This is a genomic window from Enterobacter sp. MGH 33, from assembly GCF_000534535.1.
GTDB lineage: Bacteria > Pseudomonadota > Gammaproteobacteria > Enterobacterales > Enterobacteriaceae > Enterobacter > Enterobacter hormaechei_C.
The window spans coordinates 590,724-614,822 of sequence record NZ_KI973212.1 but is presented as its reverse complement, the minus strand read 5'-3'; the positions used below and the strand labels follow the sequence as shown (position 1 = coordinate 614,822).

Here is a 24,099-nt window from a genome sequence, read left to right as displayed (position 1 = left end):
TATGACAACTCCAACCCATCCGCAGCAGGTGGCGAAATCCGCCTCCGCCAAAAAAATGCTGATGAGCGATCTGATGCAAACGATCGGCATTTTGCCAATTTTAATCCTGATTGTGGCGGTATTTGGCTTTATCGCCCCGAACTTTTTCACCGAGAGCAACCTGCTGAATATTACCCGGCAGGCGTCGATCAACATCGTGCTGGCGGCGGGGATGACCTTCATCATCCTGACCGGCGGGATTGACCTCTCTGTGGGCTCGATTCTGGGTACTACGGCGGTAGCGGCGATGGTGGTCTCGCTTATCCCGGAATTTGCGATGCTCTCCATTCCGGCGGCGCTGATGCTCGGTATGGTGCTGGGGCTGTTCAACGGCGCGCTGGTGGCCTTCGCCGGGCTGCCGCCGTTTATCGTCACGCTCGGCACCTATACGGCACTGCGCGGCGCGGCGTATCTGCTGGCGGACGGCACGACGGTCATTAACTCCAACATTAACTTCGAGTGGATCGGCAACAACTACCTCGGCCCGATTCCGTGGCTGGTGGTGATCGCCCTGGCGGTGATTGTGGTGTGCTGGTTTATTCTGCGTCGCACAACCCTCGGCGTTCACATCTATGCGGTCGGCGGCAATATGCAGGCGGCACGCTTAACCGGCATCAAGGTCTGGCTGGTGCTGCTGTTTGTCTACGGCACGAGCGGCCTGCTCTCGGGATTAGGCGGCGTGATGAGCGCCTCGCGCCTCTACAGCGCCAACGGCAACCTCGGCACGGGGTACGAGCTGGATGCGATTGCGGCGGTGATCCTCGGCGGAACCAGCTTCGTCGGCGGGATCGGCACGATCACCGGCACGCTGGTCGGCGCATTGATCATCGCCACCCTCAACAACGGCATGACGCTGATGGGCGTCTCCTACTTCTGGCAGCTGGTGATCAAAGGGGCGGTGATCATCATAGCGGTGCTGATCGACAAATACCGTACCCGACACCATCAAAGTGCATAACAACAATACCCTACGTGAGGAATACAGCATGAGATTGAAGCCCTTAGTGACCGCGCTCTGTGCTGGCGCGCTGCTGGCCGCAACCCCGTTTGCGCAGGCAAAAGATCTGAAGTCCATCGGCGTGACGGTGGGCGACCTGGCTAACCCGTTCTTCGTGCAGATCACCAAAGGTGCCGAGCTGGAAGCGCGCAAGCTGGCGGGAGATAACGTCAAGGTGACGCTGGTCTCCAGCGGGTACGATCTGGGCCAGCAGGTGTCGCAGATCGATAACTTCATTGCGGCGAAAGTGGACATGATCATCCTCAACGCCGCGGATTCCAAAGGGATCGGCCCGGCGGTAAAACGCGCCAAAGAGGCAGGGATCGTGGTCGTGGCGGTTGACGTGGCGGCGGAAGGGGCTGATGCGACCATCACCTCCGATAACACCCAGGCGGGGGAGATGGCCTGTAAGTACATAACCGACCGCCTGAAAGGTAAAGGCAACGTGGTGATCATCAACGGGCCGCCGGTTTCTGCGGTACAAAACCGCGTGGAGGGCTGCCAGACCGAGTTCAGGCGCCACCCGGATATCAAAGTGCTTTCGGATAATCAGAACGCCAAAGGCAGCCGCGAAGGCGGACTGGAGGTCATGACCTCCCTGCTGGCGGCCAATCCGAAGATCGACGGCGTATTCGCAATTAACGATCCGACGGCGATCGGTGCCGATCTGGCGGCGAAACAGGCTCAACGTAATGAGTTCTTTATCGTTGGCGTGGATGGCAGCCCGGACGGTGAAGAAGCTCTGAAGCGCGAAAACTCCCTGTTTGTGGCGACGCCGGCGCAGGATCCGCAGGTGATGGCGGCGAAGGCGGTGGAGATCGGCTATGACATTCTTCAGGGCAAACCTGCGCCGAAAGAGCCTGTGCTGATCCCGGTGACGATGATCGATAAAAAGAACGTCGGCACGTATAAGGGGTGGACGGTTAAGTAACCCCGGTGCGGCCTGATGCCCTCACCCTAACCCTCTCCCCCTCTCCCTTGAGGGAGAGGGCCGGGGTGAGGGGGTGGCATAAAACGCAAGGAGTCCCCATGAAACGCTCCGACATCAATGAAATCCTCGGCCACACGCGGCAGTTCTTCTCCATGCACGACGTGCATCTCCCGCCGTTTGCCAGCTTTCCGCCAACAAAATGGCAGCAGCTTGACCAGGCCGCCTGGCAGGAGGTGTTCGACCTCAGGCTCGGCTGGGACGTGACGGCGTTTGGCGGCAACCACTTTGCCGCACAGGGGCTGACGCTGTTCACCCTGCGCAACGGCTCCCCCAACGGCGTGCCTTATGAGAAGTGCTATGCCGAAAAAATCATGCACGTGCGCGACGGCCAGGTGACGCCGATGCATTTCCACTGGCGCAAGCGGGAGGACATCATCAACCGCGGCGGCGGGAATCTGATTATTGAGTTATGGAATGCGGGCGCGCATGAGGAGACCGAAAACACCGACGTGATCGTCACGATAGACGGCTGTCGGCAGACGCACGCGCCCGGCAGCCAGCTGCGCCTCACGCCAGGGGAGAGCATCTGCCTGACGCCCGGCCTGTACCACAGTTTCTGGGGTGAACGCGGCTTTGGCGACGTGCTGGTGGGCGAAGTGTCGTCGGTCAATGACGATGAACACGACAACCACTTTTTACAGCCCATCGATCGCTACAACACCATCGAAGAAGACGAACCGGCGGTGCTGGTGCTGTGCAACGAGTACAACCTGTTTCGGATATAAGGAGTGAATGATGCCATTGATTTCTCTTGCCGACGGTCTGGCACACGCCAGAGAACACCGCTACGCCCTGGGCGCGTTCAACGTTCTCGACTCCCATTTTCTGCGCGCGCTGTTTGCCGCCGCGAAGCAGGAACGCTCGCCGTTTATCATCAACATCGCCGAAGTGCATTTTAAGTACGTGTCTCTGGAGTCGCTTGTTGAAGCGGTGAAGTTCGAAGCCGCCCGTCACGATATTCCCGTGGTGCTGAACCTCGACCACGGGCTGCATTTTGAGGCCGTCGTGCGCGCCCTGCGCTTAGGGTTCAGCTCGGTGATGTTCGACGGCTCGACGCTGAGCTATGAGGAAAATATCCGCCAGACCCGGGAAGTGGTGAAGATGTGCCACGCGGTGGGCGTCTCGGTGGAGGCGGAGCTGGGCGCAGTCGGCGGAGATGAAGGCGGCGCACTGTATGGGCATGCGGATGAAGCGTTCTTTACCGACCCACAGCTGGCGCGCGAGTTTGTCGATTTAACCGGTATCGACGCGCTGGCGGTCGCCATTGGCAACGCGCACGGCAAATACAAGGGCGAGCCGAAGCTTGATTTCCCCCGTCTGGACGCCATTCGCCAGCAGACGGGCCTGCCGCTGGTGTTACACGGCGGCTCTGGCATCAGCGATGCCGACTTCCGCCGCGCCATCGAGCTGGGCATTCATAAAATCAACTTCTATACCGGCATGTCGCAGGCCGCGCTCGCCGCCGTTGAGCAGCGCATGGCAAACCGCCAGCCGCTGTACGATGAGTTTGCCGAACTGCTGCTGGGCATTGAAGAGGCCATTACCGATACGGTCGCGGAGCAGATGCGCATCTTCGGCAGCGCGGGGCAGGCATAATGGAACGCAAAGGGATTATCGCCGCAGGCAACATGCTGGTGGATCACGTTCATCAGATCGTGCAGTGGCCGGAGCGCGGCTGGCTGGCGGAAATCACCCACAGTGAACGCTCAACCGGCGGTGCGCCGCTCAACGTTCTGCTGACGCTGGCGAAAATGCACGTCGGCCTGCCGTTACAGGCGGTGGGGCTGATTGGAGAAGACAGCGACGGAGACTATATTCTGGCGATGCTCGACCAGTATCACGTCAATCGCCAGCGCGTGCAGCGCACGACGTTCGCCCCAACGTCGATGTCGCAGGTGATGACCGACCCCAGCGGACAGCGCACCTTTTTCCACTCGCCGGGCGCCAACCGCCTGCTGGATCTTCCCGCCTTCGATCGTTTAGACGGATCGCTGAAGATCTTCCATCTCGGCTATCTGCTGCTGCTCGACAGCCTGGACATGCCGGACGAGGAGTTTGGCACCCGCAGCGCGCGGTTACTGGCACAGATGCGCGATCAGGGGTATGAAACCTCGCTCGATCTGGTCTCCCGCAAGGGCGATCCGCGCTATCAGCCGCTGGTGCTCCCTGCCCTGCGCCATCTTGATTATCTGGTGATTAACGAGCTGGAAGCTGGTGAGTTTAGCGGGCTTGAGATCCGCGACAGTCATGGTGCGCTGAACATGGTCCATATCGCCGACGCTGCCGCACAGTTGCTGGCGGCAGGCGTGCGGCAGCGGGTAGTGATCCACTGTCCGGAAGGGGCATGGGGTGAAGCGCCGGGTGAAAAAGGGCAATGGGTTCCTTCGTGGAAGCTGACGCAGGACGAGATTATCGGCAGCGTCGGTGCGGGCGACGCGTTTTGCGCAGGCTTTTTATACGGTTGCCATGAATCGCTGTCGCTTACCGAGAGTATTTATCTGGCGCACGCCTGCGCGCGGGCCAGCCTGCTGGCGGCCAATGCGATTGACGGCGCGAAAACGCTGGCCGAGCTTCAGGCGTTTATTCAGGAGAACGGTCAGGCGGCTTTCTCATGATGGGAAACGTCCGTGGCAAAAACATAGCCCAGACCGCGAATGGTTTTGATCAGCAAAGGCTGGTGCGGATTGACCTCAATTTTTCGCCGTAGCCGCATGATCAACACGTCGATAGTGCGGTCAAAGACCTCGGCGCTTTCGCTGTGGGTCAGCTCCAGCAGCTGTTCACGACTCAGTACCCGGCGGGCGTTTTGCGTTAATGCCAGCAGCAGGCCGTATTCGCCCTGGGTTAACGGCACGGTATTACGCTGCGGATCGCTCAGCTCGCAGCGGGTGGTGTCCAGCGTCCAGCCGTTAAAGGCAATACCTTCAACGCGCGGCGCGGCAGGCTCCGCGTCCAGCGCGCCGGTTCGACGCAGCACCGCCTTAACGCGGGCGACCACCACGCGCGGATTGAACGGTTTTCCGATGTAATCATCGGCGCCCATTTCGAGCCCGACGACCACATCTGATTCACTTCCCAGCCCCGTCAGCATCACCACCGGTAGCGATGGTCGCTGCTTTTGCAGTTGCAGCAAAACCTGTAATCCGTTGATATCCGGCAGCATCATGTCCAGCAGAACCAGCGCAATGCCGGGATCCTGCTGGACACGGTTCACCGCGTCCTGACCGGTGTGACACGTCAGCACGGTAAAGACGTGCTCGCTGAGCACATCCTGTAGCAGTTCGCAGACTGCGACATCATCATCAACCACCAGAATCGCCGGTTTCATCGCATGCTTCCGTCAGGGAATTATGTTAAGTCTGAACCATTCTGCCGCTGGCTCCAGCCGAATTGTTTTTTACGTGACGGAAATTCAATCCATGTCACATCCCCTGCCCTTTCGACACGTCAATTTTGACGATTGGCTGTTTTTCGTCAGGGTTTTGCCCCGCAAAGGGTCGTAAAGTCAGGAAATACCCATAATAAAAACATGGCATAGAAGCTGCATATTGGGCAGGTAAGAACTGTTTAACTGGAGCAAAGTGATGAAAAAAGTCGTCACGGTTTGCCCTTATTGTGCCTCAGGTTGCAAGATCCACCTGGTGGTCGATAACGGCAAAATCGTCCGGGCGGAAGCGGCGCAGGGTAAAACCAATCAGGGCACGCTGTGCCTGAAAGGGTACTACGGCTGGGATTTTATTAACGATACCCAAATCCTCACGCCGCGCCTGAAAACCCCTATGATCCGCCGCGAGCGCGGCGGCAAGCTGGAAGCCGTCTCCTGGAATGAAGCGCTGGATTACGTCGCCACGCGCCTCAGCGCCATCAAGGCCAAGTATGGCCCGGATGCGATTCAGACCACCGGCTCCTCACGCGGAACCGGGAATGAAACCAACTATGTGATGCAAAAATTCGCGCGCGCCGTTATTGGTACCAATAACGTCGACTGCTGCGCTCGCGTCTGACACGGCCCATCGGTTGCAGGTCTGCACCAGTCGGTCGGTAACGGCGCAATGAGTAATGCCATCAATGAGATAGATAACACCGATCTGGTGTTCATCTTCGGCTATAACCCGGCGGATTCTCACCCTATCGTCGCGAATCACGTTATTCGCGCCAAACAGAACGGGGCGAAAATCATCGTCTGCGATCCGCGTAAAATTGAAACCGCGCGCATTGCGGATATGCACATCGCACTGAAAAACGGCTCGAACATCGCGCTGTTGAATGCGATGGGGCATGTCATTATTGAGGAGAACCTCTACGACCAGGCGTTTGTCGCGAGCCGTACGGAAGGGTTTGAAGAGTATCGCAAGATTGTCGAAGGCTATACGCCGGAGTCAGTAGAGGCGATAACCGGCGTCAGCGCGCAGGAGATCCGCCAGGCGGCGCGGATGTACGCCGGAGCGAAAACCGCCGCCATTCTGTGGGGCATGGGCGTGACCCAGTTCTACCAGGGCGTGGAAACCGTGCGCTCGCTCACCAGCCTCGCCATGCTGACCGGCAATCTGGGTAAAGCGCATGTGGGCGTGAACCCGGTGCGTGGTCAGAATAACGTGCAGGGTGCGTGTGATATGGGCGCGCTGCCGGACACCTATCCGGGCTACCAGTACGTCAAATTCCCGGAAAACCGCGAGAAGTTTGCGAAGGCCTGGGGCGTGGAAAGTCTGCCGGCACACACCGGATACCGCATCAGCGAGCTGCCGCACCGCGCGGCGCACGGTGAAGTACGTGCGGCCTACATCATGGGTGAAGATCCGCTCCAGACCGACGCCGAACTGTCTGCGGTGCGCAAAGGCTTTGAGGATCTGGAGCTGGTGATTGTTCAGGATATCTTTATGACCAAAACCGCGGCGGCGGCGGATGTGATTCTGCCGTCGACCTCCTGGGGCGAGCATGAAGGTGTCTATACGGCGGCAGACCGCGGCTTCCAGCGCTTCTTCAAGGCCGTCGAGCCGAAGTGGGATCTGAAAACGGACTGGCAGATCATCAGCGAAATCGCCACCCGCATGGGCTACCCGATGCACTACAACAACACCCAGGAGATCTGGGACGAGTTGCGGCATCTGTGCCCGGACTTTTATGGGGCAACCTATGAAAAAATGGGTGAGCTGGGCTACATCCAGTGGCCGTGCCGGGATGAATCAGAATCCGATCAGGGGACGTCATACCTCTTTAAAGAGAAGTTCGACACCCCGAACGGGCTGGCGCAGTTCTTCACCTGCGACTGGGTCGCGCCGATCGATAAGCTCACCGACGAGTATCCGATGGTGCTCTCCACCGTGCGTGAAGTGGGCCACTACTCCTGCCGCTCCATGACCGGCAACTGCGCCGCGCTGGCGGCGCTGGCGGATGAACCGGGCTACGCGCAGATCAACACCGCCGATGCCGAACGGCTCGGTATTGAAGATGAAGCGCTGGTGTGGGTGAACTCGCGTAAGGGCCGCATCATTACCCGCGCGCAGGTCAGCGACCGTCCGAACAAAGGGGCAGTCTATATGACCTACCAGTGGTGGATTGGCGCCTGTAACGAGCTGGTGACGGAGAACTTAAGCCCGATAACCAAAACGCCGGAGTATAAATACTGCGCCGTAAACGTGGAGCCCATTGCGGATCAACACGCTGCGGAACAGTATGTGATCGACGAATATAACAAGCTGAAAGCCCGCCTGCGTGAAAGCGCAATGGGTTGATGCCGTTAATTAATCGATGAATAAAGGGAGTGAGATATTCACTTCCTTTTTATTTCCGCTTAACACATTAAAAATATCAATTGTTATACTGGAAAGCGGCTCGCAGAAATAATGTAATTCGTGCGAAAAAGAATTACATCTTTGCATTTTAATTCAGCGAGATAAGATATGCGGCGGGTGCTTAAGACTTTCTGTCTTGAGCATTGTTGAGGGACAGAAAGTAGGAAGCCCCGGGAAATTTTCATTTACCCGAGGCTACTCCCTCAACTACCAACAGGTTGAGAGTAGCCTCTTATTCTTTTTTACACAAGGAGTAAAAGGCATGACGCCATTAAAAACTACGTTAGGCATCGTCTTTATTATTTGCCTGACGATAGTGATCTTTACCTTTATTACTCGCGATAAGTTATGTGAGTTTTCAATAAAGAGTGAACATCAGGAGGTGGCGGCGAAATTAGCCTGTAACGCAGGCTAACCTCTTCGGGCGGAACGCGTGTTCCGCCCGGCTTGTGGGATGCTGAGGTCTTAACGCACCCGTTTTTTTCTTCTGTCACCGCGATTATACTGCGCGGCGTGTACCCAGATGATAAGAATCCATGAAAACCCTTTTTCTGATGTTGTTATTTTTAACCGCGTTTGCCCATGCCGATGAGATAGGCAGCCAGTATAAAAAGCAGGCTGAAGCGGGCGATGCGCGCGCGCAGTATTATCTTGCCGATACCTGGTTCAGTTCCGGCGACAGCGCGCAGGCGGCGCTGTGGGCGGAAAAAGCGGCAAAAGGCGGTGATGTCGACGCCATGGCGCTGCTGTCGCAAATCCACTTTTCGCAGGGCGACTATGCTCAGGCCAAAGCCCTGGCCCAGCAGGCAAACATTGCGGGCAGCAAACGCGGCGCGATCATGCTGGCGCGGGTGCTGGTGAACACGCAGGCGGGCAAAACCGACTACCCGCAGGCCATCGCACTGCTGCAATCGGCGACCGAAGACATCGATAGCGACTCGGCGGTAGACGCGCAACAGCTGCTGGGGCTGATCTATGCCAACGGCGTTGAAGTCCCTCAGGATGACGTGCAGGCCGCGTCGTGGTTCAAGCGGAGTTCGGCTCTGTCCCGGACGGGCTATGCGGAGTACTGGGCAGGAATGCTGTTCAGGCAGGGTGAGAAAGGCTTTATCACACCGAATAAGCAGAAAGCGCTTTACTGGTTAAACCTGAGCTGTACCGAAGGGTTTGATACCGGGTGTGAAGAGTTTGATGCGTTGAGCGGGGAGTAACGTGCCGGGTGGCGGCTTCGCCTTACCCGGCCTACAAAACCCGTAGGCCCGGTAAGCGCAGCGCCACCGGGCTTAGAATGTTACTGGTCAGCCGTTTTATCAAAACGACCCAGCACCTCGCGTTCATACGCCAGCGCTTTTTTACGGTCGAACTTGTGTTCCCACTTGGAGATTACCAGCACCGCCAGCGCATTACCCACCACGTTCAGCGCAGTACGCGCCATGTCTAGGATACGGTCCACACCGGCAATAAACGCCAGGCCTTCCAGCGGAATACCGACGCTGCCCAGCGTCGCCAGCAGCACCACGAAGGAGACGCCCGGCACGCCTGCGATGCCTTTTGAAGTCACCATCAGCGTCAGAACCAGCACGATCTCCTGCCACAGCGACAGGTCAATGCCGTACAGCTGCGCGATAAAGATTGCCGCAATACTCTGATACAGCGTCGAACCATCCAGGTTAAAGGAGTAACCCGTTGGCACCACGAAGCTGGTAATGGACGCCGGCGCACCGTAGGCCTCCATCTTCTCAATGATACGCGGCAGCACGCTCTCGGAGCTTGCCGTGGAGTAGGCCAGAATCAGCTCATCCTTCAGGATGCGGATCAGGATCCAGATGCTGAGCCCGCACAGGCGCGCCACAATGCCCAGCACTACCAGCGCGAAGAACAGAATCGCGAAGTGCACCAGAATCACCAGCTTCGCCAGCGGCCACAGGGAGGCAAAGCCGAAGTTCGCTACGGTCACCGCAATCAGCGCGAATACCCCGACCGGCGCATAACGCATCACCATGTGGGTGACTTTGAACATGGTTTCGGAGACAGATCGGAACACGGTGACCAGCGGTTCACGGTGCGTCGCGGGCAGGGAAGAAAGCCCCAGACCAAAGAGTACCGAGAAGAAGATGATCGGCAGCATCTCGCCCTTCGCCATGGACGCGATAATGTTGGTCGGCACCAGCGAGAGAATAGTCCCCATCAGTCCATGCGAATGGCTCTGCACATCGGCGGTTGTGCTTTGGTATTTCGAAATATCCACCGTCGCCAGCTGTGACATATCGATCCCGGCACCAGGCTGGAACACATTCGCCAGGGTGATGCCAAGAACGATGGCAACCGTGGTGATCACTTCGAAATAGAGAATAGTTTTAACGCCGATGCGGCCTAACTGTTTCGCATCACCGACACCCGCGATACCGACCACCAGCGTCGAGATCACAATCGGCACAACAATCATCTTGATCAGATGAATAAAGATATCGCCCGCAGGGGAGAGAAGGTTCGCAATCAGCCACTCGCGGCTGTCGCTATGATAATGGAGGTAACTGCCCAGCAAGATGCCCAGCACAAGGGCCAGCAGGATCTGCCAGGCCAGGCTGACTTTCAAATTTTTCATAGAAACTGACTTCCTCAATGAAATCTCCGTACCATCAAAACTGCATGAATATGGAGACATACTGAAAGGGTATGAATTGTGTTGCGTTGGTTTATGGGATTTTTTAACGCGCCGTATGAGTATCATTTGCACGGCATGCTGCGCAAGCCTTAAAGAACAAGGCATTTCACTGCAAAAAGTGTCATTGACGGCAATTTATAGCAATTCGCATAAATAACCATTTGTTATACAAAATATTTTCACTTCAAAAAAGTGAATAATTCTTCAGGTGAATTATTTCCCTTCAAAGTTTCATTCGCTCAATTTTCATACTCTTCAGACATTGCGTGATCTGTCGCCCAAATACTAAACAAAGCTTGTAAAGCCCCTACTATTAACGTTTTTGCGACATATTATTAACATCTTACAAGGAGAAAAAAAGCCATGAGCCAAATACACAAACACGACATTCCCGCAAACATTGCGGACCGTTGCCTGATAAGCCCGGAGCAATACCAGGAGAAATACCAGCAGTCCGTTTCCAGCCCTGACGCGTTCTGGGGTGAGCAGGGCCACATCCTCGACTGGATCAAACCTTATCAGAAGGTAAAGAACACCTCTTTCGCGCCGGGCAACGTCTCCATTAAATGGTATGAAGACGGCACGCTGAACCTGGCGGCGAACTGCCTGGACCGCCATCTTGCTGAACGCGGCAACGAAACGGCCATCATCTGGGAAGGCGACGATGCCTCTCAGAGTAAACATATCACCTATAACGAACTTCATCGCGACGTGTGCCGCTTTGCCAACGTGCTGCTGGCCCAGGGCATTAAAAAAGGCGATGTGGTGGCGATCTATATGCCAATGGTGCCGGAAGCCGCCGTGGCTATGCTGGCCTGCGCGCGCATCGGTGCGATCCACTCCGTTATCTTCGGCGGTTTCTCGCCGGAGGCGGTTGCCGGGCGTATTGTCGACTCGAATTCGAAGCTGGTGATCACCGCTGACGAGGGCGTGCGCGCCGGGCGCGGTATTCCGCTGAAGAAAAACGTTGATGAAGCGCTGAAAAACCCGAACGTGAAATCCATCAGTAACGTCATTGTCTTCAAACGCACGGGCGGCAAAATCGACTGGCACGAGGGGCGCGACCTGTGGTGGAGCGATCTGATTGAAAACGCGAGCGACCAGCATCAGCCTGAAGAGATGAACGCGGAAGATCCGCTGTTTATCCTTTATACCTCCGGCTCCACCGGTAAGCCGAAAGGCGTGCTGCATACCACCGGCGGCTATCTGGTTTACGCGGCCACCACCTTTAAATACGTTTTCGACTACCATCCGGGCGACATCTACTGGTGTACCGCCGACGTGGGCTGGGTGACCGGTCATAGCTACCTGCTGTACGGCCCGCTGGCCTGTGGCGCAACAACGCTGATGTTTGAAGGCGTACCGAACTGGCCGACCCCGGCGCGTATGTGCCAGGTGGTTGATAAGCATCAGGTCAACATTCTCTACACCGCGCCAACGGCGATCCGCGCGCTGATGGCAGAAGGAGATAAAGCCATCGAAGGGACCGACCGCTCTTCCCTGCGTATCCTCGGCTCCGTGGGCGAGCCGATCAACCCCGAAGCCTGGGAGTGGTACTGGAAGAAGATCGGCAACGAGAAGTGCCCGGTGATGGATACCTGGTGGCAGACCGAAACCGGCGGCTTCATGATCACCCCGATGCCGGGCGCCACGCAGCTGAAAGCCGGTTCGGCCACCCGTCCGTTCTTCGGCGTGCAGCCTGCGCTGGTGGATAACGAAGGCAATCCGCAGGAAGGCGCTACCGAAGGCAACCTGGTGATCGTCGATTCCTGGCCTGGCCAGGCGCGTACCCTGTTCGGCGACCATGAGCGCTTCGAGCAGACCTACTTCTCGACCTTCAAAAACATGTACTTCAGCGGCGACGGCGCGCGCCGGGATGAAGACGGTTATTACTGGATCACCGGACGCGTGGACGACGTGCTGAACGTCTCCGGCCACCGTCTGGGCACGGCGGAGATTGAGTCTGCGCTGGTGTCGCATCCGAAAATTGCCGAAGCGGCGGTTGTCGGCATTCCTCACAACATCAAAGGCCAGGCGATCTACGCCTACGTCACTCTGAACCACGGCGAAGAGCCGTCGCCAGAGCTGTATACCGAGGTGCGCAACTGGGTGCGTAAAGAGATCGGCCCGCTTGCCACGCCGGACGTGCTGCACTGGACCGACTCGCTGCCGAAAACCCGTTCCGGCAAGATTATGCGCCGTATCCTGCGCAAAATCGCGGCGGGCGACACCAGTAACCTCGGTGATACCTCAACGCTGGCCGATCCTGGCGTGGTGGACAAACTGCTCGAAGAGAAGCAGGCCATCACAATGCCTTCCTAGTGTTTTCTCCCTCTCCCCGTGGGAGAGGGCCGGGGTGAGGGCATCAGACCGCACCTTCCTCCCCTCACCCTAACCCTAACCCTCTCCCCACAGGGGAGAGGGGATAAAAACAAACCAACCTTACTTCTGGAGAACTCTGTGATGAATAACGATATTTGTCAGCAGATAGAGAATAGTGCGCACTACAGGGAGCTCGTCGAAAAACGGCAACGGTTTGCCTTCATCCTTTCCATCATCATGCTGATTATCTACGTCGGCTTTATTCTGCTGATCGCCTTTGCGCCGCACTGGCTGGGCACCCCGCTGCATGAGGGTACCAGCGTCACGCGCGGTATTCCGATTGGGATTGGCGTGATCATCATTTCGTTTGTGCTCACGGGTGTGTACGTCTGGCGTGCGAACGGTGAATTCGATCGTCTTAACAGAGAAGTTCTGCGCGAGGTAAAAGCATCATGAAGCGAGTCCTGACGGCGCTAGCCGCCACACTTCCCTTTGCTGCCCATGCGGCAGATGCCCTTACCGGCGAGATTCAGCGCCAGCCAACCAACTGGCAGGCGATTATCATGTTCCTGATTTTCGTGGTGCTGACGCTGTACATCACCTACTGGGCGTCGAAACGCGTACGCTCCCGTAACGATTACTACACCGCGGGCGGCAACATTACCGGCTTCCAGAACGGGCTGGCGATAGCGGGGGACTTTATGTCCGCCGCCTCGTTCCTCGGGATCTCCGCGCTGGTGTACACCTCCGGGTATGACGGCCTGATCTACTCCCTCGGGTTCCTGGTGGGCTGGCCAATCATTCTGTTCCTGATTGCCGAGCGCCTGCGCAACCTGGGACGCTATACCTTTGCTGACGTCGCCTCCTATCGCCTGAAGCAGGGGCCGATTCGCTCCCTCTCCGCCTGCGGTTCGCTGGTGGTGGTGGCGCTCTATCTGATCGCCCAGATGGTGGGCGCGGGCAAACTGATCGAGCTGCTGTTCGGCCTGAACTACCACGTCGCGGTGGTGCTGGTCGGCGTGCTGATGGTGATGTACGTCCTGTTCGGCGGCATGCTGGCCACCACCTGGGTACAGATCATCAAAGCGGTACTACTGCTGTTCGGCGCCAGCTTTATGGCCTTTATGGTGATGAAGCACGTCGGGTTCAGCTTCAATAATCTGTTTACCGAAGCGATGGCGGTCCACCCGAAAGGGGAAGCGATCATGAGCCCGGGCGGGCTGGTGAAAGATCCGATATCCGCGCTCTCGCTCGGTCTCGGCCTGATGTTCGGTACCGCTGGCCTGCCGCATATCCTGATGCGTTTCTTCACGGTGTCAGATGCGCGTGAAGCGCGTAAAAGCGTGTTCTACGCCACCGGGTTTATGGGCTACTTCTACATTCTGACCTTTATCATCGGCTTCGGCGCAATCATGCTGGTGGGGGCAAACCCGGCGTTTAAAGACGCGGCGGGCGCGCTTATCGGCGGTAACAACATGGCGGCGGTGCATCTGGCCGACGCGGTGGGCGGCAACCTGTTCCTCGGCTTTATCTCTGCCGTGGCCTTTGCCACCATCCTCGCGGTGGTTGCAGGGCTGACGCTGGCCGGCGCGTCGGCGGTTTCGCATGACCTCTACGCCAACGTCTTCCGCAAAGGCGCAAGCGAGCGCGATGAGCTGAAAGTCTCCAAAATCACCGTGCTGGTGCTGGGCGTTGTCGCCATCCTGCTGGGGATTTTGTTCGAGAAGCAGAACATCGCCTTTATGGTCGGGCTGGCCTTCTCGATTGCGGCAAGCTGTAACTTCCCGATCATTCTGCTCTCCATGTACTGGTCAAAACTGACCACCCGTGGGGCGATGATCGGCGGCTGGCTGGGCCTGCTGACGGCGGTGATTCTGATGATCCTCGGCCCGACCATCTGGGTGCAGATCCTCGGTCACGAAAGCGCTATCTTCCCGTATGAATACCCGGCGCTGTTCTCCATTGCCGTGGCGTTTATCGGGATCTGGATCTTCTCTGCCACCGATAATTCACCGGAGGGTAACCTGGAGCGTGAAAAATTCCGCGCCCAGTTTATCCGCTCGCAAACCGGCCTGGGCGTTGAGCAGGGCCGCGCGCACTAAGCCTTTTCTCCCCGGTCGCTCTGGCCGGGGAGCTTAAAACATCACCCACGCCACCAGCGGCGCAATCAGCACCATCGTGACGCCCGAAAGCATCATCACCAGGCTCGCGACCACGCCCTCCTGCTGTCCCAGCTCATACGAACGTGCCGTCCCCGCCCCGTGCGACGCCGCGCCAAACCCCGCGCCTTTCGCCATCCCTTCGCGAATGGAAAGCCGCAGAAACAGCACATCCCCCACTGCCATGCCGAAGACGCCCGTCACCACCACAAACAGCGCCACCAGATCCGGCTGGCCACCGAGCGGTTTGGCGGCTGCCAGCGCAAACGGCGTGGTCACCGAACGCACCGCCAGGCTGCGCTGGATTTCATCCGACAGGGTAAACAACCGCGCCAGCCAGACCGAACTGCACACCGCCACCACCGTCGCGGTGACGACACCCGCGCTGAGCGACATCCAGTGGCGTCTGATAATGGCGAGGTTGTCATAAACGGGTACGGCGAAGGCGATGGTCGCCGGGCCGAGCAGCCACAGCAGCCAGTGGGATTCGCCAATGTAGTTCTGCCAGGAGATATGGCCGAAGACCAGCATCAGCACCAGCAGGATCGGCGTAAAGACCAGCGGCATCAGCGGCAGCGCGCGAAAGCGGCGATACAGGCGCTTGTTGGCAAAGTAGATGATGACTGTCGCAATCAGGCACAGCACGCTTATCTGAAAGTTAGTCATGCTTCTGCCTGCTGATTTCAAAGCGATACACTTTATCCACCACCCAGGCGGTGGCGCCCAGCACCATCATCGTGCTCAGGGCGATAACCGCAAAGATGCGCCAGCCGTCGACCATCAGCAACTGGGCATAATTCACCACCGCCACCACAGCCGGCACAAAGAACAACAGCATCTCCGCCAGCAGCCAGCGTGCGCCGGCCCGCACCCAGCTAAGGGGCAACGCGCGACAGAGGATCAGCGTCAGCATCAGCACCATCCCCACCAGGTTGGCGGGTAAAGGCAGATGCAGCCAGTCGACAAGATATTCCGCGAAAACAAACAGTCCCGCGTAGAGCAGTACCTGAACCGGTACCTGGAGTCGTTGCACAACGGCAGGCGTAACACGGCTTAACGCCACGGCCATGGGGGTTTTCCTCAGAAATGAGACGAGGCGCCAGTATAGTGAGCGTACGGTATCGACTGAAATGAATTAAAATCATCGAAGGTATAGTTTCGAGGAATAATCATGGACATAAGAACGCTGCGCTATTTTGTCGAGGTGGTTCGCCAGCAAAGTTTTACCCGCGCAGCGGAGAAGTTATTCGTAACCCAGCCGACCATCAGCAAGATGCTGAAAAATCTCGAAGATGAGCTGAACTGTACCCTGCTGATCCGCGACGGGCGCAAGCTACTGCTGACCGATACCGGACGCGTGGTGTTCGAGCGCGGGCTGGCAATTCTGGCGGAGTTCCGCCAGCTGGAGGCCGAGCTTGGGGACATCAACCATCTGACAAAAGGGCTGCTGCGGCTCGGTATTCCGCCGATGGTCGGCATGATGATGGCCGGACCGATAAGCCTGTTTCGCCAGCGCTATACCGGCGTTGAGCTAAAAATTTCTGAATTTGGCGGCCTGACCGTGCAGCAGGCGGTGATGAACGGTGAACTGGACGTGGCCATGACGGCCCTTCCCGTGGAGGAGGAGAGCGGCCTGGCGACGCTGCCTCTGTTCAGCCACCCGCTGTGCGTGCTGGTGCCGCGCTCCGGCGACTGGCTGAAGATTGAGTCAGTAAAACCCGAGCTGCTCGGCGAACACCCGCTGCTGATTTACAACGAAGATTTCGCCTTAAGCCGCCAGCTGATGGCGCTGTTTAACCAGCACAACGTAAAGCCGCGCATTGCGGTGCGCAGCGGTCAGTGGGATTTTCTGGCGGCGATGGTACAGGCGGGCGTGGGGATTGCCATTCTGCCGCAGCCGATCTGCGAGCGGCTGGATAAAAATACGCTGCGCTGGATCCCGCTGGAGAGCGACCTGCACTGGCAGCTGGGGATGATCTGGCGTGAAGGGGTCTATCTGTCGCACAGCGCGCAGGCGTGGTTGCAATGCTGTGAGGGGTTTTGGGTACCCTCACCCTAACCCTCTCCCACAGGGAGAGGGTACCGATCGAGCACGTAGGCCCGGTAAGCGCAGCGCCACCGGGCAATTACAGCGCTACTGATTCTCTATCAACAACGCTTCCAGCAGATCCAGATCGTGCAGCAGCTTTTGCAGCGTCTCGTTGCTGATCTGCCGCGTCGCGCGCAGGTGATACAGCTCGGCACGCTCGGAGCGCAGCGCCGCCAGGCGGAAACGGCGTTCGAGGTTCTCTTCCTGCAACGAACTTTCCACGTCGTTACGTCCGTCAGCACGGCGACGCAAATTACCGATCACGCGTGAACTGACTTCCTTCAGCAGCTGGTTATCAATGTTCTCTTCGGCATCGGCGGCCAGACGCTCCTCCATCTTCTCGATGGCGACAATCGCCACTTCCGCCGTCGCCGCACGGGCAATCCGCTCTTCTTTGTGCTGTTGCGAGGAGTCACCCGCGTCAATATGTTGCAGCAGAATCGGCAGCATAATCACGCCGACAAACAGGGAGAAGAGGATCACGCCCGCCGCCAGGAACACCAGCTCGTAGCGCGCCGGGAAGACGTCACCCGTCGGCAGCAGCAGAGGAATGGAGAGCACACCAGCAAGGGTGATCGCCCCGCGCACGCCCGCGAAAGAGGCAATCAGCAGCTCGCGCGTGGTCCACGAGCCGAACTCCATCGGCTTTTTGGTCAGGAAGCGAACGCTGAATTTCTTCATCGTCCACAGCCAGCCGAAACGCACCAGCATCAGCGCAAGGTAGATGAGCACGATATCGGTAAACAGCATCCAGACTTCAACGTTTGGATCCGCTTCGGCCGCAATCAGCGAGGATTCCATAATGCCCGGCAGTTGCAGGCCCAACAGCAGGAACACCATGCCGTTAAACACAAACTCGAGCATAGCCCAGGTACTGTTCGCGCGCAGGCGCATCGCCAGCGGCGCGCGCCGCATAACGCCGGAGCGGGTGATGGTCATCCCCGCGGCTACCGCCGCCAGAATGCCCGACACGCCAATGTGTTCGGCAATCAGGTAAGAGGCGAACGGCAGCAGGAACAGCAGGACGATCTGCGTCGCCGGTTCATCACCACCCCAGCGGCTAAGGAAGCGCAGCGAGCGTCCGTACAGCCAGCTCACTACGAAGCCCGCGAGGATACCGCCAATCGCCACCTTGAAGAATTCCAGGGTCGCGCCGCCGACGGTAAAGACCATGGTGCCCATGGCAACCGCCACGGCAAACTTCAGGGCGACCAGGCCAGAGGCGTCATTCATCAGCGCCTCGCCCTGCAAAATGCCCATGATTTTCTTTGGAATGCGCCCTTCGCCCACAATGCCGGACAGCGCCACGGCGTCGGTAGGCGACAGCACGGCGGCCAGCGCAAAGGCGGGTATGAGCGGGATCCCCGGTACGGCCCAGTAGATCAGGAAACCAATCCCGACCACGGTGACCACCACCAGCGCCAGCGCCAGGCCGAAGATCTCTCGCCCGTGCTCCAGAAATTCGCGCGTCGGCGTTTTCCAGCCATCGGCAAACAGCAGCGGCGGGATAAACAGCACGAGGAACAGTTCCGGATCGAACTCCACGTGCAGACCGAACGTCGGCCACGCCAGCAGCGCACCGATAGCTATTTGCATTAAAGGCAGGGGGACCTGGAAGGGCAGTACGCGTGTAACCACCCCGGATAATGAGACCACAAGGGTCATGATGAGTATTGTGAAGAAAATTTCCATGCGTTCCCTGTTTGCTGTGTTTCTTATATGCCAAACCTGAGGCGTCGTGCCTCTTATTCTATCCTCTCCAGAGTAACGTAAAAGGCAACGGGATGAGTCCTGAAAATAAAAACGGGCGGCCTGAGCCACCCGTTTTCGCATAAAAAGTCAATTCAGATGGCCCAGCCGCCCGCGTAGAACGCCACCAGCGCAACGGCGATGACCACGGTACCGATGTTCAGCTTACGCCACTCACCGGAGACCAGACGCCCAATCACCAGCGAGGCGAAACCGATCATAATGCCGGTCACGATGTTACAGGTCAGCACGATGAATACCGCAGTGATCAGGCCGGACATGGCATCAACAAAATCCGCGAAGTCGATTTTCGCCACGTTGCTCAGCATCAGCAGGCCGACGTACATCAGCGCAGGTGCGGTCGCGTAAGCCGGCACCAGATAAGAGAGCGGAGAGAGGAACAGGATCAGCAGGAATAGCACGCCAACGGTGATGGCCGTCAGGCCGGTTTTACCGCCTGCCGCCGTACCCGCTGCGGACTCAATGTACACCGCCGCAGGCGCCGCACCCACCAGGCCAGAGAAAACGCTGCTCAGGGAGTCGGTGGTCAGCGCTTTGCCGCCGTCAATAATCTGTCCGTCTTTATCCAGCAGGTTAGCCTGACCGGCCACCGCGCGGATGGTGCCCGTGGCATCAAACACCGCGGTCATTACCAGCGCCAGCACGCTTGGCAGGATCACCGGGTTCAGCGCGCCAACAATATCCAGGCTGCCAATCAGGGAGTTGCCTTTGTCATCACTCAGCGACGGCATGGCGAAAATCCCGGAGAAATGAACGGTCGGGTCGAAGATCAGGCCGACGATGGACACGCCGATAATGGTCAGCAGAATGCCGCCCGGCATTTTCAGTTTTTCCAGGCCAATGATCACCGCCAGACCCACCAGCGACATGATCACCGGGAAGCTCGCGAAGTTACCCAGCGCAACCGGCAGGCCGTCCAGCGGGTTCTTGATGACCAGACCCACGCCGTTGGCAGCGATCAGCAGCAGGAACAGGCCAATACCGATGCCGGTGCCGTGCGCCACGCCCTGCGGCAGGTTGCGCAAAATCCAGCTACGAATGCCGGTTGCTGAAATTACGGTGAACAGCACGCCCATCAGGAACACGGCGCCGAGCGCTACCGGGACGCTGATATGCTGGCCCAGCACCAGGCTGAAGGCGGTAAACGCGGTCAGGGAGATGGCGCACCCGATCGCCAGCGGCAGGTTCGCCCACAGGCCCATCACAATCGAACCCACACCCGCAACCAGGCAGGTGGCAACGAAGACCGCCGCTGGCGGGAAGCCCGCTTTGCCGAGCATGCCCGGCACCACGATGACGGAGTACACCATCGCCAGAAACGTGGTCAGACCGGCAACAACTTCCTGGCGCACGGTGCTGCCGCGAGCAGAAATTTTAAACATGGCGTCAAGTGAACCGCCGGTACGCGCAGATGGCGTAGACATAGAAAACATCCCCTGAAAATTTTTATTGAAAGTCCGTAAGCGTGGTGGAGACTCCACTGCCAGCGAAACGTCAAATCCTTGTGCTGCGTTTGCGACGAAAGGGGCGTCACAAAAAAAGCAAACGTTTAGCTCCGCGCTTACAAAACGGGTGGTCAAATGTAGGCAAACGATTATCTAGCCTAATACCCGCCCTTTTCAACTGAACTTTCTCGTTTTTCGCTAAAATTGCCTCATGACGATGAAGAATTAAGCAGAGGATGCGCAAACGTTATCGTCCATGCGCAATTTCGTTACATTTCATCCCTCGCCGGGGATCGTCAGCGGGCCGCCTTTCGCAAGCGTTGTCTGCCAGCCCGGACGTGCCTCCACTCTCTGTTTCCACGCCGCTATGTGGTCGAGATTGTCGATGCCGCCTCTCGCCAGCAGGGCGAAGAGGGGAAAACTCATCTGGATATCAGCCATGGTCAGCGTGTCGCCGGCAAACCAGCTGTTTTCGGCAAGATGATCGTTAATAAAGCGCGCATGCGTTTCCAGCTGGCGGTTGAGATACGCTTTTTGCACCCCCTGCCCCAGCGCCTTACCCAGCGTGCGCAGGCCAAACGGGACGGGTGGTTTGCCGAGGCTGTTAAACACCAGCTTCATTAACAGTAGCGGCATCAAAGACCCTTCGGCGTAATGCAGCCAGAAGCGATACTGCACTTTATGGGCGGGATCTAACGGTTTGAATCGTGACGCCGAATCGTACGTTTCCTGAAGATATTCCAGAATCGCGCCTGATTCGGCCAGCACCAGTCCGTTATCTTCCAGTACCGGGGATTTCCCCAGCGGATGCACTTTTTTGAGCGAATCAGGTGCAAGCATGGATTTTTCGCGCTGGTAGCGCACAATCTCATACGTCAGACCCAGCTCTTCCAGCGCCCAGAGGACGCGATGTGAACGAGACTGATTAAGGTGGTGGACCGTTAGCATGATGTTCTCCGGTGATTCATACTTTTTAACTATAGAAAACTGAACAACTTCACGAAAAAAATTTGGCTAAAATCTCACCGTCTCCGGTGGCAAAAACGGCGGCCGGGCATAGAATTAAAGTGTCAGTACAAACCGGAACCTCCTCCACAAGCTCGACACGAGGGGTACTGATGTCGGGGGAAACCCTCCCGTGAGCCAGCGGGATAGAGAGAAAGACAAAGACCGGAAAAAACTAAAGCGCCCTTAGTGGCGCTTTAGTTCTTTATGCTTGTTGCCGGGTGGCGGCTGCGCCTTACCCGACCTGCAAAACCGAGAGCGTAGGCCGGGTAAGCGAAGCGCCATCCGGCAAACACCTCTCAATCCTCCTCCAGCAACCGCGCCCCCGTTCCCTGCTCGCCCAGCCTGTCACCCGGGTTACGCAGCGGACAATCGCTGCGTGATAAACACCCGCAACCAATGCAGCCGTCCAGCTCATCGCGCAGGGCCACCAGCGTGTGAATACGACGATCCAGCTCTTCTCGCCACTGGGACGACAGCTGCTTCCACTCCTTCGCGCTCAGCGAGTGCCCTTCCGGCAATACGCCGAACGCGTCACCGATGGTGGCCAGAGGAATGCCGATACGTTGCGCAATTTTGATGATCGCCACGTAGCGGAGCACATCGCGGGTGTAGCGCCGCTGGTTTCCGGCGTTACGGATACTTTTTATTAACCCTTTGCTTTCATAGAAGTGGAGTGCCGACACCGCCACACCGCTTCGCTTAGCCACTTCACCGGGGGTTAACAGCGCTTTGATGCGCGGTAATCTCTTTTCCATAAAACCTCTTTACCTCAAGTTAACTTGAGGAATTATACTCCCCCGCAGAGAAAACGACGAATCAACCAGGACAGATGTCTCCACAGAGGGGTAACCTTATGTCGCATCAGCAAATTATTCAGACACTTATTGAATGGATTGATGAACATATCGACCAGCCGTTGAACATTGATGTGGTCGCTAAGAAGTCGGGCTATTCGAAATGGTATTTACAGAGAATGTTCCGCACCGTAATGCATCAAACGCTGGGTGATTACATTCGCCAGCGCAGGCTCCTGCTGGCGGCGCAGGCGTTACGCTCAACGCAGCGGCCCATTTTTGATATCGCAATGGATCTGGGCTATGTGTCGCAGCAGACCTTTTCCCGCGTCTTCCGCCGCGAGTTTGACCGTACGCCGAGCGACTACCGTCATCAGCTCAATTAATGCGTGTTAACGCAAGGGTTGCTGCTGCCAGGCCATAAATGCCTGGGGCGGCATCGCTTTCGCGAAGTGCCATCCCTGACAATACTGCACGCCACGCTTCAGCAACCAGCTCACCTGCTCCCCCGTCTCGACCCCTTCCGCAATGGTTTTCAGCCGCAGGCTTTGCGCCATCTCAATGATGTGCTCGGCAATCAGGTGGCTGGTGCTGTTGGTGGTTAAGGTATCGATAAAGGATTTGTCGATTTTCAGGATATCGACGTTCAGCGAATAGAGGTTATGCAGGTTAGAGTAGCCGGTTCCGAAATCATCAATCGCCACTTCATACCCCGCCTGGCGAAACGCCTGAATGACCGGCGTGGTTTTCGGCACGTCAATAAACCCCCGCTCCGTCACCTCAATTTTGATTTGCTGCGCGCGAACCGAGTAAAAGCGGGCTTTGTCGGAGATCAGGGCGATAAGACGCGAAGAGTGAAAATCCGACGCCGACAGGTTAATCGAGACATACAGATCGGGATGAGCGGCAAGAAAATGGCCCAGATCGCTGAACACCTCCTCCACGACGTAATCCGTAATGCGCTCAATCATCCCCTCTTTTTCTGCCAGGGGAATAAATTCCGCCGGGCTCATAACCTGACCGTTGAATCCAGGCCAGCGCAACAACGCCTCTGCCCCCACGCACTGGTTATTTTTAATATCAATAATGGGCTGATAATGGACGCACAGCTGGCGTTTATTCAGCGCCCGGTGCAGAAGTCGGCCAGGCGAATTGAATTCACGGTGTGTACGCGACCACACCAGCAGAATAATAATGCTGCAAATTATCCCCAGCGGTAGCGTCAGGGTAGCCTGATGATAAAGCGTTTTATAAAAACGGGCGCTGGAGGTTGAAACGATGGCCGCAATCGGCCGCTGCCCGGATTTCACGATCGTATAAAAACGGTCACCTTTCTGAAAAGTCGTTTCCTGATGTCGAAGCATCGAATGCAATAAAGAAATATTGGCTTTCTGGCTTACAGAAAAGAATGCATTGCTGACGGTGTCATACACCCCCCACGACAGGGAACGATCGTCTGACATCACCTCACTGTACGAAAGCGGGTTGACCACTGCGACATAATTTCCGCGCTGCATATATATCATTTTATAACCATCAAAAAATGGCGTATCGCGAAAATAATAGATAGCAACGTCGGGTTTACGTGTGTAATTGGCAGCGGGAATGGTGTAAGGATGATCCGGCGTAAAAAGGGTCGAGCAGAGAAACGACTGGCCTTCAGCATAAATTAAATCGGCAACAAAAAGACGACCGCGGGAAACGTTCAACATATATTGACGATGCTCCGGCGTACACACTTTTCCCTGATATTTTTCCGCGTCTTCCCGGGCCAGATCAACCTGTTGAATAACCCGTTCAGTTTTGTTTAAAGCAAGTTCAGCAAACGTGCGCAGCTGGGCGCTGATTTCCGACACGGCTCTAAGCTGGGCAAACCATAGCGCAAGCATCACCGGCAGCATAACTACCATGATAATCCCGACCACTTTGAGCATGTTGCGCAGCGCGCTACGATTCATTTCCCGCTCTGTATCCCTGCATGTTGTACGCCTGTAGCAATGAAGACCGGCTGCTTTGATAAACAGGTGA

At 57.2% G+C, this 24,099-nt stretch carries 22 protein-coding genes; 13 read left to right on the top strand and 9 right to left on the bottom strand.

Annotated features, from left to right (window positions below; genetic code table 11):
• The first annotated feature begins 1 nt into the window (after position 1).
• From L379_RS20925 to L379_RS20945, 5 genes are all read left to right on the top strand, one after another.
• Positions 2–997, top strand: coding sequence for an ABC transporter permease subunit (locus tag L379_RS20925; protein WP_032652224.1), 996 nt, complete (start codon positions 2–4; stop codon positions 995–997).
• Between the two features lie 28 nt (positions 998–1,025).
• Positions 1,026–1,967, top strand: coding sequence for an ABC transporter substrate-binding protein (locus L379_RS20930; RefSeq protein WP_003860240.1), 942 nt, complete (start codon positions 1,026–1,028; stop codon positions 1,965–1,967).
• A gap of 98 nt (positions 1,968–2,065) precedes the next feature.
• Positions 2,066–2,752 (top strand): D-lyxose/D-mannose isomerase, encoded by a 687-nt coding sequence (locus tag L379_RS20935; protein ID WP_017382640.1) that lies wholly within the window; start codon positions 2,066–2,068, stop codon positions 2,750–2,752.
• A 10-nt stretch (positions 2,753–2,762) separates the two neighbouring features.
• Positions 2,763–3,623: a ketose 1,6-bisphosphate aldolase gene (locus L379_RS20940; protein WP_023295772.1), complete on the top strand. Its 861-nt coding sequence runs from the start codon at positions 2,763–2,765 to the stop codon at positions 3,621–3,623.
• Positions 3,623–4,642 (top strand): carbohydrate kinase family protein, encoded by a 1,020-nt coding sequence (locus tag L379_RS20945; protein ID WP_032104459.1) that lies wholly within the window; start codon positions 3,623–3,625, stop codon positions 4,640–4,642. Before L379_RS20940 ends, L379_RS20945 begins: the two co-directional genes overlap by 1 nt.
• Here the strand turns inward: L379_RS20945 and L379_RS20950 are convergent.
• On the bottom strand, positions 4,624–5,355 hold the full coding sequence (locus L379_RS20950) for a response regulator (RefSeq protein WP_032104458.1): 732 nt from the start codon (positions 5,353–5,355) through the stop codon (positions 4,624–4,626). The genes L379_RS20945 and L379_RS20950 overlap by 19 nt on opposite strands.
• A 256-nt stretch (positions 5,356–5,611) precedes the next feature.
• On the opposite strand from L379_RS20950, the gene fdhF reads away from it, so the two are divergent.
• The 3 genes from fdhF (at position 5,612) to L379_RS20970 (ending at position 9,030) form a co-directional block, all read left to right on the top strand.
• On the top strand, positions 5,612–7,759 hold the full coding sequence (fdhF, locus tag L379_RS20960) for a formate dehydrogenase subunit alpha (protein ID WP_080024796.1): 2,148 nt from the start codon (positions 5,612–5,614) through the stop codon (positions 7,757–7,759).
• A gap of 322 nt (positions 7,760–8,081) precedes the next feature.
• Positions 8,082–8,234, top strand: a complete 153-nt coding sequence (locus tag L379_RS20965; protein WP_023295770.1) for a Hok/Gef family protein — start codon at positions 8,082–8,084, stop codon at positions 8,232–8,234.
• Between the two features lie 121 nt (positions 8,235–8,355).
• A complete protein-coding gene (locus L379_RS20970; protein ID WP_015570200.1) occupies positions 8,356–9,030 on the top strand; it encodes a tetratricopeptide repeat protein in 675 nt (224 codons plus the stop codon).
• An 80-nt stretch (positions 9,031–9,110) separates the two neighbouring features.
• On the opposite strand, the gene gltP is transcribed toward L379_RS20970, so the two are convergent.
• A complete protein-coding gene (gene gltP / locus L379_RS20975; RefSeq protein ID WP_015570199.1) occupies positions 9,111–10,424 on the bottom strand; it encodes a glutamate/aspartate:proton symporter GltP in 1,314 nt (437 codons plus the stop codon).
• Positions 10,425–10,847: 423 nt separating this feature from the next.
• Between gltP and acs the strand changes: the two genes are divergently transcribed.
• From acs to actP, 3 genes are all read left to right on the top strand, one after another.
• Positions 10,848–12,806, top strand: coding sequence for an acetate--CoA ligase (gene acs / locus L379_RS20980; RefSeq protein WP_032652222.1), 1,959 nt, complete (start codon positions 10,848–10,850; stop codon positions 12,804–12,806).
• Positions 12,807–12,947: 141 nt separating this feature from the next.
• Complete coding sequence (locus tag L379_RS20985; protein ID WP_017382635.1) at positions 12,948–13,262, top strand: DUF485 domain-containing protein; 315 nt, start codon at positions 12,948–12,950, stop codon at positions 13,260–13,262.
• Positions 13,259–14,908: a cation/acetate symporter ActP gene (actP, locus tag L379_RS20990; protein ID WP_032652220.1), complete on the top strand. Its 1,650-nt coding sequence runs from the start codon at positions 13,259–13,261 to the stop codon at positions 14,906–14,908. Before L379_RS20985 ends, actP begins: the two co-directional genes overlap by 4 nt.
• 33 nt (positions 14,909–14,941) lie before the next feature.
• Here actP and L379_RS20995 read toward each other — a convergent pair whose 3' ends face one another.
• On the bottom strand, positions 14,942–15,631 hold the full coding sequence (locus L379_RS20995; RefSeq protein WP_032652218.1) for an LrgB family protein: 690 nt from the start codon (positions 15,629–15,631) through the stop codon (positions 14,942–14,944).
• Entirely contained in the window at positions 15,624–16,034 is a 411-nt protein-coding gene (locus L379_RS21000; protein ID WP_023302931.1) for a CidA/LrgA family protein, read from the bottom strand. The genes L379_RS20995 and L379_RS21000 overlap by 8 nt, the downstream gene beginning before the upstream one ends.
• A 102-nt stretch (positions 16,035–16,136) precedes the next feature.
• Here L379_RS21000 and L379_RS21005 point away from each other — a divergent pair, with 102 nt between their 5' ends.
• Positions 16,137–17,024: a LysR family transcriptional regulator gene (locus L379_RS21005; protein WP_032652215.1), complete on the top strand. Its 888-nt coding sequence runs from the start codon at positions 16,137–16,139 to the stop codon at positions 17,022–17,024.
• 75 nt (positions 17,025–17,099) lie between these two features.
• On the opposite strand, the gene L379_RS21010 is transcribed toward L379_RS21005, so the two are convergent.
• From L379_RS21010 to soxR, 4 genes are all read right to left on the bottom strand, one after another.
• Positions 17,100–18,746 (bottom strand): Na+/H+ antiporter, encoded by a 1,647-nt coding sequence (locus L379_RS21010; protein ID WP_003860270.1) that lies wholly within the window; start codon positions 18,744–18,746, stop codon positions 17,100–17,102.
• Positions 18,747–18,898: 152 nt separating this feature from the next.
• Positions 18,899–20,248 carry a guanine/hypoxanthine transporter GhxP gene (gene ghxP / locus L379_RS21015; RefSeq protein ID WP_032652213.1) on the bottom strand — a complete coding sequence of 450 codons (1,350 nt, stop codon included), beginning with the start codon at positions 20,246–20,248 and terminating at the stop codon, positions 18,899–18,901.
• Positions 20,249–20,545: 297 nt separating this feature from the next.
• Positions 20,546–21,217, bottom strand: a complete 672-nt coding sequence (locus L379_RS21020) for a glutathione S-transferase family protein (protein WP_017694715.1) — start codon at positions 21,215–21,217, stop codon at positions 20,546–20,548.
• A 356-nt stretch (positions 21,218–21,573) separates the two neighbouring features.
• Positions 21,574–22,032 carry a redox-sensitive transcriptional activator SoxR gene (gene soxR, locus L379_RS21025; protein WP_003860275.1) on the bottom strand — a complete coding sequence of 153 codons (459 nt, stop codon included), beginning with the start codon at positions 22,030–22,032 and terminating at the stop codon, positions 21,574–21,576.
• 98 nt (positions 22,033–22,130) lie between these two features.
• Between soxR and soxS the strand changes: the two genes are divergently transcribed.
• Positions 22,131–22,457, top strand: a complete 327-nt coding sequence (gene soxS, locus L379_RS21030; protein WP_003860277.1) for a superoxide response transcriptional regulator SoxS — start codon at positions 22,131–22,133, stop codon at positions 22,455–22,457.
• Positions 22,458–22,463: 6 nt separating this feature from the next.
• Here soxS and L379_RS21035 read toward each other — a convergent pair whose 3' ends face one another.
• Entirely contained in the window at positions 22,464–24,029 is a 1,566-nt protein-coding gene (locus L379_RS21035) for an EAL domain-containing protein (RefSeq protein ID WP_015570189.1), read from the bottom strand.
• Positions 24,030–24,099: the final 70 nt, after the last annotated feature.

What these genes read in the sequence shown, in the direction of transcription:
- L379_RS20925 (WP_032652224.1), top strand. Translation starts at nt 2, where the DNA reads ATGACAACTCCAACCCATCCGCAGCAGGTGGCGAAATCCGCCTCCGCC.
- L379_RS20930 (WP_003860240.1), top strand. Translation starts at nt 1,026, where the DNA reads ATGAGATTGAAGCCCTTAGTGACCGCGCTCTGTGCTGGCGCGCTGCTG.
- L379_RS20935 (WP_017382640.1), top strand. Translation starts at nt 2,066, where the DNA reads ATGAAACGCTCCGACATCAATGAAATCCTCGGCCACACGCGGCAGTTC.
- L379_RS20940 (WP_023295772.1), top strand. Translation starts at nt 2,763, where the DNA reads ATGCCATTGATTTCTCTTGCCGACGGTCTGGCACACGCCAGAGAACAC.
- L379_RS20945 (WP_032104459.1), top strand. Translation starts at nt 3,623, where the DNA reads ATGGAACGCAAAGGGATTATCGCCGCAGGCAACATGCTGGTGGATCAC.
- L379_RS20950 (WP_032104458.1), bottom strand. Translation starts at nt 5,355, where the DNA reads ATGAAACCGGCGATTCTGGTGGTTGATGATGATGTCGCAGTCTGCGAA.
- L379_RS20965 (WP_023295770.1), top strand. Translation starts at nt 8,082, where the DNA reads ATGACGCCATTAAAAACTACGTTAGGCATCGTCTTTATTATTTGCCTG.
- L379_RS20970 (WP_015570200.1), top strand. Translation starts at nt 8,356, where the DNA reads ATGAAAACCCTTTTTCTGATGTTGTTATTTTTAACCGCGTTTGCCCAT.
- gltP (WP_015570199.1), bottom strand. Translation starts at nt 10,424, where the DNA reads ATGAAAAATTTGAAAGTCAGCCTGGCCTGGCAGATCCTGCTGGCCCTT.
- acs (WP_032652222.1), top strand. Translation starts at nt 10,848, where the DNA reads ATGAGCCAAATACACAAACACGACATTCCCGCAAACATTGCGGACCGT.
- L379_RS20985 (WP_017382635.1), top strand. Translation starts at nt 12,948, where the DNA reads ATGAATAACGATATTTGTCAGCAGATAGAGAATAGTGCGCACTACAGG.
- actP (WP_032652220.1), top strand. Translation starts at nt 13,259, where the DNA reads ATGAAGCGAGTCCTGACGGCGCTAGCCGCCACACTTCCCTTTGCTGCC.
- L379_RS20995 (WP_032652218.1), bottom strand. Translation starts at nt 15,631, where the DNA reads ATGACTAACTTTCAGATAAGCGTGCTGTGCCTGATTGCGACAGTCATC.
- L379_RS21000 (WP_023302931.1), bottom strand. Translation starts at nt 16,034, where the DNA reads ATGGCCGTGGCGTTAAGCCGTGTTACGCCTGCCGTTGTGCAACGACTC.
- L379_RS21005 (WP_032652215.1), top strand. Translation starts at nt 16,137, where the DNA reads ATGGACATAAGAACGCTGCGCTATTTTGTCGAGGTGGTTCGCCAGCAA.
- L379_RS21010 (WP_003860270.1), bottom strand. Translation starts at nt 18,746, where the DNA reads ATGGAAATTTTCTTCACAATACTCATCATGACCCTTGTGGTCTCATTA.
- ghxP (WP_032652213.1), bottom strand. Translation starts at nt 20,248, where the DNA reads ATGTCTACGCCATCTGCGCGTACCGGCGGTTCACTTGACGCCATGTTT.
- L379_RS21020 (WP_017694715.1), bottom strand. Translation starts at nt 21,217, where the DNA reads ATGCTAACGGTCCACCACCTTAATCAGTCTCGTTCACATCGCGTCCTC.
- soxR (WP_003860275.1), bottom strand. Translation starts at nt 22,032, where the DNA reads ATGGAAAAGAGATTACCGCGCATCAAAGCGCTGTTAACCCCCGGTGAA.
- soxS (WP_003860277.1), top strand. Translation starts at nt 22,131, where the DNA reads ATGTCGCATCAGCAAATTATTCAGACACTTATTGAATGGATTGATGAA.
- L379_RS21035 (WP_015570189.1), bottom strand. Translation starts at nt 24,029, where the DNA reads ATGAATCGTAGCGCGCTGCGCAACATGCTCAAAGTGGTCGGGATTATC.